The 10,808-nt window shown below is 50.9% G+C and carries 13 protein-coding genes; 6 read left to right on the top strand and 7 right to left on the bottom strand.

Annotated features, from left to right (window positions below; all coding sequences use genetic code 11):
* Window position 1: 1 nt before the first annotated feature.
* From VMS83_RS03360 to VMS83_RS03385, 6 genes are all read right to left on the bottom strand, one after another.
* Window positions 2-1,870 (bottom strand): type II/IV secretion system ATPase subunit, encoded by a 1,869-nt coding sequence (locus tag VMS83_RS03360; RefSeq protein ID WP_325409870.1) that lies wholly within the window; start codon window positions 1,868-1,870, stop codon window positions 2-4.
* Between the two features lie 2 nt (window positions 1,871-1,872).
* Window positions 1,873-2,607 (bottom strand): ATPase domain-containing protein, encoded by a 735-nt coding sequence (locus tag VMS83_RS03365; RefSeq protein ID WP_325409872.1) that lies wholly within the window; start codon window positions 2,605-2,607, stop codon window positions 1,873-1,875.
* Window positions 2,608-2,618: 11 nt separating this feature from the next.
* Window positions 2,619-3,101, bottom strand: coding sequence for a hypothetical protein (locus VMS83_RS03370; protein ID WP_325409874.1), 483 nt, complete (start codon window positions 3,099-3,101; stop codon window positions 2,619-2,621).
* Window positions 3,102-3,115: 14 nt separating this feature from the next.
* A complete protein-coding gene (locus tag VMS83_RS03375) occupies window positions 3,116-3,631 on the bottom strand; it encodes a flagellin (protein WP_325409876.1) in 516 nt (171 codons plus the stop codon).
* A gap of 9 nt (window positions 3,632-3,640) precedes the next feature.
* A complete protein-coding gene (locus tag VMS83_RS03380) occupies window positions 3,641-4,567 on the bottom strand; it encodes a hypothetical protein (protein ID WP_325409878.1) in 927 nt (308 codons plus the stop codon).
* A 216-nt stretch (window positions 4,568-4,783) separates the two neighbouring features.
* Complete coding sequence (locus VMS83_RS03385; RefSeq protein WP_325409879.1) at window positions 4,784-5,386, bottom strand: archaellin/type IV pilin N-terminal domain-containing protein; 603 nt, start codon at window positions 5,384-5,386, stop codon at window positions 4,784-4,786.
* A 274-nt stretch (window positions 5,387-5,660) separates the two neighbouring features.
* On the opposite strand from VMS83_RS03385, the gene VMS83_RS03390 reads away from it, so the two are divergent.
* A complete protein-coding gene (locus tag VMS83_RS03390; RefSeq protein WP_325409881.1) occupies window positions 5,661-6,503 on the top strand; it encodes a hypothetical protein in 843 nt (280 codons plus the stop codon).
* 192 nt (window positions 6,504-6,695) lie between these two features.
* Here VMS83_RS03390 and VMS83_RS03395 read toward each other — a convergent pair whose 3' ends face one another.
* Window positions 6,696-7,073, bottom strand: coding sequence for a translation initiation factor IF-5A (locus VMS83_RS03395; protein ID WP_325409883.1), 378 nt, complete (start codon window positions 7,071-7,073; stop codon window positions 6,696-6,698).
* Window positions 7,074-7,179: 106 nt separating this feature from the next.
* Here VMS83_RS03395 and VMS83_RS03400 point away from each other — a divergent pair, with 106 nt between their 5' ends.
* The 5 genes from VMS83_RS03400 to VMS83_RS03420 form a co-directional block, all read left to right on the top strand.
* Window positions 7,180-7,956: a bifunctional fructose-bisphosphatase/inositol-phosphate phosphatase gene (locus VMS83_RS03400; protein ID WP_325409885.1), complete on the top strand. Its 777-nt coding sequence runs from the start codon at window positions 7,180-7,182 to the stop codon at window positions 7,954-7,956.
* Between the two features lie 6 nt (window positions 7,957-7,962).
* Entirely contained in the window at window positions 7,963-8,775 is an 813-nt protein-coding gene (locus VMS83_RS03405; RefSeq protein WP_325409887.1) for an NAD(+)/NADH kinase, read from the top strand.
* A gap of 94 nt (window positions 8,776-8,869) precedes the next feature.
* The gene (locus tag VMS83_RS03410; RefSeq protein WP_325409898.1) at window positions 8,870-9,361 is read left to right on the top strand and encodes an amino acid-binding protein; all 492 of its coding nucleotides are present in this window, start codon (window positions 8,870-8,872) and stop codon (window positions 9,359-9,361) included.
* Window positions 9,358-10,344, top strand: a complete 987-nt coding sequence (locus VMS83_RS03415) for a homoserine dehydrogenase (RefSeq protein ID WP_325409889.1) — start codon at window positions 9,358-9,360, stop codon at window positions 10,342-10,344. Before VMS83_RS03410 ends, VMS83_RS03415 begins: the two co-directional genes overlap by 4 nt.
* Window positions 10,328-10,808, top strand: a 481-nt coding sequence (locus tag VMS83_RS03420; protein WP_325409891.1) for a helix-turn-helix domain-containing protein, incomplete at its 3' end; no start/stop codon positions are given. The genes VMS83_RS03415 and VMS83_RS03420, both read left to right, overlap by 17 nt.

Below are 10,808 nucleotides of genomic sequence, written 5' to 3' on the forward strand. Positions count from 1 at the left end.
ATCAGGAACCAATAGTGAGCAAACCCTGTTTTTTGATCTTAGTCATCATGTGGAAGAGATCCCAGAACTTCACATAGCCGGCTTTATGCAGGCGTTCAAGGATCTTGGCACGCTTCTCCACCTCAAGATAAATCTCCGCTTTCCTGCTATCAGGGATCCCCAGCATGGTGGCGATCTTGTTTTCAAGAAGGAATGAGCTGCCTTTCCCGGTCCAGATAAAAGTATCGGACACCGGTTCCCAGGTAAACATCTGAACGAACGTAAACCCACCAGTCTCCGCATTGTATCCTACCAGTTCGTTGCAACTAATCATCCGGCGCACGGTCTGTCCATCCGGCCTTTTTACAGCGCTCTGGATAATAACAAGATTGAGGTTATCAACATAGGTCTTGGGGATATTGATAGGATCTCCGCAGAGACGCTGGATCAGTTTCTCCACGGACGCAGCGTGGAAGGTACTCATCACAGGGTGACCGGTCTGCATTGCACCAAATGCAACGCTTCCTTCGACTCCACGGATCTCCCCGACAAGGATCTGGTTAGGACGCTGACGCAGCGCAGCCTTGAGGAGATCAAACATGGTGACCTCCCCCCCGCTACCTCCCCCTTCTCCTTTCCCCTTGGCAAGCGCCACCTCACGGATCCAGTTCCGGTGCGGCACGTTCAGCTCGGGCGTATCCTCAATAGTGACAATCTTGTTCTCCGGGGGGATGAATGTCGTGATAGCGTTCAGGAGCGTAGTCTTGCCGCTCGCCGTTTCACCACTCACAAAGAGCGACATGCCATACTCGACACAGATCCAGAGATAGGCTGCAGCAACGTAATCGATACCATTGCTCTCGACAATATTCAGAATGGAGAGCGGAATATCGTTGACTTTTCGTATGGTAAAGTTGCTCCCGTGTTTGCTGATATTGGTACCATAAACAATGTTGATACGCGATCCATCGGGAAGGGTGGCATCGACAACAGGGCTCCGGTAAGTGATAGGCCGTTTAATCCGTTCAGCCACCTTGACCACAAACTCGTCCAGTTCACTGGATACTTTGAATTCGATAACCGATTTTAATCCCTTGAATACCTTGTGCTCGATAAAGATAGGCCCGACACCATCACAGGAGATATCCTCGATATAGGGATCAGAGAGGAACGGTTTTAAAACCCCCATATCGATCTTGTCCCGGACAAGCAGATACTCGATGGCCTTGTACTCGACATGGGTCAGAATAATCTTGCCATCCGGGGTAAGAGGAATATTCTGGGTCTTCTTACCGGACTTCATCTTTTTCTGTGCGGTGAAATCAGTATTGAGAAACGTAACCAGCTTTGCTCCGGCACTCTGTTGCTTTTCCGAACTCCTAGCCAGACTGGTTATGTCCACTCCCGGAGGCTTGATGATGGCCACCGAGGCAAGCATCTTTTTTATGACCTCAGTCCGTTCTTTGTCTGTGGTCGGATCCGTATCCAGTCCATCGATTAGGTCGATCAGTTTTGTCTCGATGACGGGAAGGATATCACTGACGCTATGGAGGAACGAGGGTTCGATGGGGATATAGAAATTCCTCACGTCATCAGGGTCAGGCAGGATATGGACAAAAGTCGTATCATTGACCGGGTAGATGATATTCGGGTTCTTCATTGACCGGACATCTTTTTTGAGTTCCGACAAAAAGAGCGGTATTCCATAGGTATTGACCGGGAAGGTGTGGAGATATTCGAGGAGGTGGGGGCTGTTCTGTACGTACTCCTTGGCGTTCGCCGGCAGCATCTTATAAAGCGCATCCGACTCGAGATCAGCATAGAGGTCCACATCCACATCTACTGGTTCTGGTTTAAATGGGAGGTTGACTGCAACAGAGAGGGAGCCCATAGTTAGATCCTCGCAAAGCTCATCGGGATAACCTTCATCCCGTACCCTGGATGGACTTCAAAGCTGACAAGGTTTCCGGTAGTCTTCCGTGCACCTCTGACTTTGACCACCTCCATGACCATGACGTACTTGTCTCCCACAAGTGCCTTCTTCATATTCAGGTGGGCATCGCAGATGGAACGGATTCGCACGAGAGTGTCTTCCTCAAATGCATATGTATGGAGGGTAACGAGGATAGTCTTACCATGATCAACGAGGGATTTGCAGTTGGTAAAGAACGTAAGGATGGTATCCGTCTCGGCGTACTCGGTAAAAAGTGTCAGTGAATCAACGATAGCAACCTGTGACGGGCTGTTTTTGATATAGGTGATCAGGCGCTGCAGGATCCCTTCCATCTCCTCTTTTTTCCATTCGAACCCCACAACATGGAGAGGAAACACCTTGAGATAGCCCCAGGCAAAATAATCGGAGATGTCAAGGCTCATCGATTCCATCTGTTTGATGAAGCTCTTGCTGGTGTTTTCCGTAGAGAACAAATCGACAGACATACCCTGTTTCAGGGCGCCCCAGACGATCTGCTGCGTAAGCACGCTCTTCCCTGTATCATTCTCCCCTTCGATGAGGGTCAGGGATCCAACGGGAAGGCCATCAGCAATCTTCTTGTCCAGTTCATTATTGCCGGTCGAAATAATCTGCCGGTCCTCACCCCCCATCAGATCGGAAAGTTCAACGGCCATATTTTCTTTCCTCACTGCAGAAATGCCGATGCATAAACCCCGTTTCCCGTAGTAATCTGGAACCAATAAGGGGATAAACCCGTTGTCATAACCTCTATTATGTAGGAGTTCCCGGGATACAATTCTGATTGGTGGATAAGATCATTGCCCTGACTGACAATCGTCCATTTTCCGGTACTCGCAGACATGCTGTACGGATAGAGACTATAGGCATTGGAACTTCTGTCATAAGCAATAACATCCATATGCGTGAAATCAGAAATCGGCTCATTTCCGGTGTTGTTAATCGTGAAACTAAAATCCGAGCTGTCTATCATTGTTACGTTGGTGATGGAAAAATCGGTTTTTAACTGGTTTTCCTCAAGGAGTGTGGCGGATTTCTGGGCGCTTGTGACAATCTGAGCCGTGGAAATAACGCCTCCTACCAGCATGTAAGCAACAATCACGAGGAGGATCACCCCGACAGCCGCACCAATAAGATCTGCAACTGCCATACCAGATCACCTTATCAGGGAGCTGTGCTCACGGTAAACTGGTCCGATGTCGAGATGCCATCCGGTAGTACGAACTGGAAATATACCTGATTTGTTGTACTGATTATTGTGCTGGGATAGCAAACAACCTCCAGTGTTTCCCCCGGGGCCCAAGAATTCTGATTTGCAAAATAGCTGGTGTAGGTCCAATAATCCGAAGTTAAAGTCCCAGCGGAATTTTGGATAGTCATATGCTTAAAATTCCCGGAATCACCGCAAAAGATATCGGCTTGAGCGATTTCAGATGTACTAATCTGGCGGTTCCCGGTATTTTTTATCCAGACTGTCTCGTAATTTGGATCCTTATTGTTGTATGCCACAGGAAGAATGATCTGAACGTTGGTCCGGATCTGCTGATCCGCCGCATGACCCGCGGCCGCAAAAGTCCCTGACATCTGGTATACCACGGGAAAAATAGCGCTTACCAGTACGCTAGCAGCAATAACCGCAGTAATGAGAAAAATAGCTGTCGTGAAGGTATCGGCCGACATAAGATCTCCCTATATCCTGTCCGGCAGGTTCATCCATTCTTCATCTTTTCTTGTTGGCCGGGCAGATTCCCGTTCTTTGGCCGGTAGTTCAGGAGCCCCTGATCTTTCTTTTCCCGGCACTACCTGCTGGCGCTGTTCCATCATGACCTCAATCATATCCCGGTCAAGCGAGGAATCGTTGGGCGAGAGAATACGATTGAGAGCATAGAGTTCGGAGACAAACTCGTCAGGTCCTACTTCATGCTCGTCCCCAAGGTTGGCAGGCATAAGGCGGGAGATCTCCTTTATCTCGTCACAGGATTCTCTCGAGATATACCCCATGATACGGTATGATTCGAGGATAATGTCAAGACGATCGTGACCAAACTTGCGAATAGCGGCATTCGTCCACTTGAACAGTTTGTATACTTTCTGGAGCCGGAGTTTTTCGCTTGCGAGAGTATTCGGGCCGGGTTTATTGCCACTTGTGATGAGCTGGGATTTTAATAGCGATATCATCTGCTCATCCGGCACATGTCTTTCCTCAACAAAGGGTAAAGAAGCGGCAACAGGAGAGACACCAGGGGCTGCAATTGGCTTTGTTTCGGGTTCAGACGGTTTAACAGCGGAGTCCCGTGCCTCTGCCTCCTGTTTGGCCTTTGCAGCATCAAGCGTAGACTCCCTTGCTTCCAGCGCCGCCTCCTTCGCATCGAGTGCTGCCTTTTTTGCAGCATTTGTTGAATCACTTGACTTTTCGGAATCGGTACTCCCAGACATGGAAGAAATGGTGAAAGGGTTCTCCATCTCGTTCATCCGTTCCCTGATATCCATGAGAAGGCGTTTGATGGAGGTCTTGATCAGGTCAACTTCACGCTCGAGGTTCTGGAGTTTGACTTCCGGGTCGTCCTCGGAAGCCGCGGTGATGATATGGTCAACCTGTGCCTGATTTACCGCCATAGCATTTAATTATTATCCTATTTTGGATTAATATACTTTCCTCACAAAACACGACAGAATATGGTATATTTTTTAATTTGTGCGTTTTCACAACAGGCAATCTATGAAAACTTCGATAAACTCTTCTGAATTCCAAAATTGTCTAACTGGTGCATGATAGAAAAGTGTTCAAACATGAATACTACTCAACAGATATCTGAATTTTATAAAAAAAGATTAGTAAAGAGTGTTGACTGCATATATTGCGGCAGGAGCAGTCCGGGTAATACTAAATGCTGCTCCAACAGACGGCCGGACCTCAATAGTGAACACATCGTTCGAAGGAATCGGGTTTGTCGGCTGGCAGCTTATCTGGAACTGCTCATCAGGCTGAAGTAATATGGAGAGGGTTGTGCTGGGAGAGTTCTGAACGGAAGTGATTGCCCACCCACCCGCAACTGGTTGTGTGACTACTGTTGCCGCGGTACTTTGTGCAGCCAACGTTTGCAGGGTAGTTGAATTACTGAATACCATAACTACCTTTGAAAAGTCAATTGGTGTCCCACCCGGGGCTAACTCCATACTGAAGTTAACGTAGGTAATGGTGCTACCAGAGCCACCATTTCCAGTCCCTGTACCATACACATTTCCGACAATCTCCAACGTTGAGCTAGACTGCTCGACACTGGTGTGGACTGTCTGCTGTGCCTTCTGCGTCGTGAAGAACCCGGCGCCGAGTACCACATACGAGAACACCGCCGCTACGACAACGAATGCGATAAGCACAATCGCTGCCTCGAGGCCGGTGAACCCTGAATCGTTCTGTTTCGACGAACTCATAATTTCACCTTCGTGAATTTAGTAGACACTAGTCGGTACCAGCGTCTCTACAGTGTTAAAAGGTATTCATTGTATAAATAAGTTTTCCAAATCTCAAAAGCCATTTGAAGGTTTTTTCAAAATTTTTCCGGTCATTGAATGCAATTGACAGAAAATACGATGAAAATTTATGATACAAACAATCCAGTATTTTCATGCTCGCCCAGATGATAATATCATCCTGAACATAACCATTTTTTATGTAAGGACAAACCTATAGAAAATTACCGTACTTATGGATAAAAAGGATATTACTTATATTATAGCGGCTTTTTGCATCATTCTTGTCATCGCATTTATAGTAAAACCGATAGCCACTGGCCAACCAGTCAATACCGGCCTTCCCAAGGCCATATCGGAACCTTCTATAACATCAACTCCCCAAGTCGTTTATTCAAATCTGACAACAATACAGACTACAACCCCCCCTACACCCACCCCCACATGGAACCAGAAAGTCCAGACAATCGGATTCGTCAATCCTGCGACCTATCAAATCTCCACTAACCAGTCACTGCCGCAGGGAACACCGATCAATGCAAGCCTGCCTGACAACCGCAGAACTGTGTATGCAACTATCTCGGGAACATACAGCGGGACTACCCAAGTGGTAACCATTCCATTCCCGTATTGGGAACTATCCTATTCAATAACTCCCCCCCAAGGTTATGACTCTGCCTTACCTTCGTATTCAATCACTCCTACGTATGGACAAGGAGCATCTATTAGTGGATTTCAGGGCTCTTATTCAACGGTACAACCACAATTCTCCATCCAGGTCATGGATGCAACCGATCCCAACCGAATCGTTAGGACAATTACACCTCCCGGGGGCATAGACTTTAATCTTTGGGAAGGCATCACACCGACAACACCATCAACACTTTCTGTAACACTGACTCCGGCAAAGTATGGGACAATCATGCCAACAGCAACAACCCCTTCCATGGACCCCCGCCCTTGGCTTGAAAAATTCTACGAAGGTGGGAGAGGCTACTATTTCGTTATTAATTCCCAGAATATTGGGTCCTATACCATCACTATTCTTGTCCCCACACGGTATATCGGCCAATATTGACGGAATATATACAATCCCTTTACAAAAATGATTTTAATAATGTCGGATAACCAGATTTAGGCATGGAAATAATGCTATCGGGCGAGACCGACAAACCTATTCATTTACCCGAATGCAGGTCTTAATCTGTTTATCTAATTCTAAAACTCACCGGACCAGCAAAAAAAGTATCGATTCTTTTTCCCGACCAATTCAGTCGAGTTTTCTCTTGCCCATGGACTCGATGTACATGATCTCCTTTCCGACTTCAAGAATACCTTTCTTGTCCGCAGGGATCGCAATCTCAAAGTTGGAGTAGTCTTTCATATCCATGAGCTGCGCCATGTCGCCGGCAATGGAAATAACCTGACCGCTCTTGCGTTCGACGACCGGTACATAGGTCTTTGCGGAGACCGGCGAGACAATAGAACGCTTGACACCGTCAAAGAGCCCGACTGCATCGATCCTAGCCTTTGCCGCGCCGTGCTTTCCGGGCTTTGAGGTGGCAAGGCCGACCACCTTGCAGGGTTCATCATCGATAACGATATAACGGCCTTCCTTTATCTTCCCGATTTCTGTCTGTTCCTTCATTCTCTTTCACAACCTAAAACGTATCCTTATCTTAAGCGCAGAAGTAATTTATCTTTATTGCCGTACATAAATACAACGGTAGCCCCATAGAGAGGCATGTATTGCAATGAATTTCCTTTCTGCCTGCACTGAAATGGCCGCACATGTCCGTGAGAATATCCGGCCGTTTGTCGCATCTCCCGCCGGGGGAGAGATCATCCGGATGGGTGCCGATCGTACACCGACAGAGAGGATAGATCAGGTCGCAGAGGATTGCATCATTGGATATATCCGCGACCACGGACTCTGTTCAAAGGTGATTAGCGAAGAAGCCGGCAAGGTCCCAATAGACGGCGGAAAGGGCACCATCTTCCTCGATCCTGTGGATGGGACCTACAATGCGGTGACCGGCATCCCGTTCTATGCCCTCTCTCTTGCATGGGCACAGGACGGTATTATCCGGAAGGCATTTGTCCAGGACCTGGCTACGGGGGAGACCTTTACAGCCGTAAAGGGAAAATTTGCCCATTGCAACGGGAAATCCATCCATGTATCCTCAACAGCCCGGCTGGACAAATGCGCTATGAGCATCTATGGCCGGAAGTTCGACCCGACACGGATGATGCAGCTCGGACACAAGATCCGGCGGTGGCGGTTGCTGGGAGCCTCTGCCCTTGAGCTCTGTTATGTTGGAGCCGGGAGGATTGACGGCTTTGTGGATCTCCGGGGTACGCTCCGGGTAACAGATGCCGCTGCGGGCATGCTTATCTGCACGGAGGCCGGGGGGTCCGTCTCTGATATCAATGGGGACCCCCTCGAATTTCCCGAAGAAGTAACTGTCGGGCGGTGCATTGTTGCCACCAACAGCGTGCTGCATCATAAAGTAGTCGAATACCTGCGGTGAAATTCCATGAAATGCCTTCTTGTCTCACGGATTGACCTGCCCGAAGCTCTTGACTGCGCCCGCCAGATGATGGCGGTACTGGAAGAGGAAGACCATACGGTCATTCTCGATACGGACATTGCATCAGCTCTGGGCAGAACCGGGCAGTCCCTGAACCAGGCTGATGCGGACATCGCGGTGGTGATTGGTGGAGATGGCACGATCCTGCGCACCGTGCAGCAGATGCATGAACAGATCCCGGTCATCGGGATAAACCATGGGGAGGTCGGGTTCCTTGCAGACCTCGAACCGGCCCAGGCCAGAAAGTTCGCACGATCGCTTGCCCCGGGATTAGATATCGAGGAGCGGATGAGGCTCGCCCTCCTCCAGGACGGGAAAATTCTCGGGGACGCACTCAACGAGGCACTTATTGTCACCACCCGTCCTGCAAAGATGCTACGCTTCTCGATCCTGGTTGACGGCGTAGTCACGGAACAGTTCCGTTCCGATGGTCTGCTGGTGAGCACGCCCACCGGTTCAACCGCGTACGCGATGAGCGCCGGTGGGCCGATTGTAGACCCGCGGATCGAGGCATTCCTCCTAGTTCCGCTCGCTCCCTACCTGCTCTCGTCCCGGCCCCATGTTATTTCCAGCTGCCGGAAGCTGGAGATCCGGCTGGAGAGCTCGAAGCCGGCAAAGCTTGTCCTCGACGGACAGAAGACAGTGGAGCTCGGAAGCTCGGCATCGCTGGTGGTACAGCGGGCACGCGAACCGGCACGATTTGTCAACGTCCACCGGAATTTCTTTGAGAAAGTGGACAATAAACTCAGGAAACTCTAGCCTGCCCTTTTGCGATTGCCCACAATAAAGAACAAGTCTTTTCTTGGTATGCGGTGCTATTCTTGTTGGTAAGGTGGTTTGCGTGCAGATCTCGATGAAGCTTGAGATGAAGGATTCTCCCGGACAGCTGGTTGCAGCCCTCAAACCGATCTCTGATGTGGGGGGAAACATCATTGCGGTCATCCACCACCGCGACCCGGAATCCAGCTCGCGGACACTTAACGTCCAGATCGTGCTCGCCCTTCCTGAAGGGCGGCTCGATACGCTGGTCGGACTCCTCAAGGAGCAGGGCGTCCACATCCAGAGGATAGGAAAGGAGCGCCTGCTCTACCAACGATCGGTCATCCTGATCGGCCATCTCATGCACACCGACCTGTCCGATACCGTGGACCAGATCGATTCCACGGGTTTTGCCGAGGTCTGCGAGATCTCGATGAGCATGCCGGCGATCAACGAACGTTCAACGTCACGGGTCACCCTCAAGGCCACCAACCGGGCGGACATGGATGCCGCCATCGCCATCCTGCGCAAAGTTGCAGCACAAAAATCGCTGCTCCTCATCGAACCGCTGGAGGAAGTTGCATGAAAGCAGCATTGCTCGGCCTTGGCTCCGTGGGTCGCGGCGTTCTTGAGATGATCGCAAAAAAAGACCTCGGTGTCACGATCACGGGGATTGCCGATTCGAAGAGCGGGTGCATCTGCAATGAAGGGATCGATATATCGGAGATACTCCAAAACAAACAAAAGACGGGTATGTGCGGTGACCGGTCGATCGATGCAATGGACGTTGTCAAAAAGGCCGATTACGATGTCCTTATCGAGGTCACACCCACCAATGCCCTGACCGGTAAACCTGCGCTCGGATACATCAGGGTAGCCCTGGCACGAAAAAAGCATATTGTCACCTCCAACAAGGGCCCCATTGCCCTTGCCTACCACGATCTTGCTGCTCTTGCAAAAAAGAAGGGTGTGGCCCTCCGGTATGAGGCCACCGTGGGCGGGGCGATCCCCATCATGCATACGCTCGAGAGCGGCCTTTGCGGGAACGAGATCATCGCCATCTACGGGGTCCTCAACGGCACCTGCAACTATATCCTGACCCGGATGGCGGCCGAGGGGCTTACCTACGAGCAAGCTCTTATGGAGGCCCGTGAGATGGGATATGCCGAGGCGGACCCCACCTATGATGTGAAAGGCATCGATGCTTCTATCAAGCTTGTGATCCTTGCCAACACCATCTGGGGAAACGGGACGAAACTGGCCGATATCGATATGACCGGGATCGACCTCCTGACCCCGGATGCCCTGCGGCTTGCCGAAGAGGGGGACTTTACCATCAGGCTCATTGCTGAAGCAATCCCGAAAAAGAAGATCTTCCGGGTTTCGCCCAGGCTCATTGAGAAAAACCACCCGCTTGTGGTCGAGGGTACCTTAAACGCCCTCACCCTGGAGACCGACATGGCAAAGGAGATCACACTGATCGGGAAGGGCGCAGGGTCCATCGAGACAGCGAGCGCCATTATCGGCGATATCCTGTACATCCGCGACCATTATGGCAAGCGTGCTTGAACACCGGCGGGAATACCTGCGCCTGATGCGCCGGTTCACCCAGGACGCCGGTTTCTTTACTGTGACCGATATCCAGAAGGCGGCGGGCATCCCGCGGAGCACGGCACAGGACTGGGTAACCCGCCTCGTACGGGAAGGCTGCGTGCTGGTAAAAAAAGAGAAGTCCGGGAGGGTGGCTGCCCGCTACGCGGCCCTCTCCGCCATCCCGGAGAGCACCTGCCGGCGGATCTTTACCACCACGGACGGGAAAAGGGTCGAGATCTTCCACGACTGCATGAGCGGGGCGTGCGCGGCCTTCTGCGGGTACCACCACCTCCGGGCCGGCGGCGTGATAAATGCCGTGACGCGGGACGGGACGCTCCTGCGGGAATGTGCCCGTATCGGGGACGCGCCGGTCTCCATCGGGCTTTCCCCGGACGCTGCCGTGGGGATCTCCGGCATTGCCTGTACCGGGGACCATATCG

Source organism: Methanoregula sp., from assembly GCF_035543475.1.
GTDB lineage: Archaea > Halobacteriota > Methanomicrobia > Methanomicrobiales > Methanospirillaceae > Methanoregula.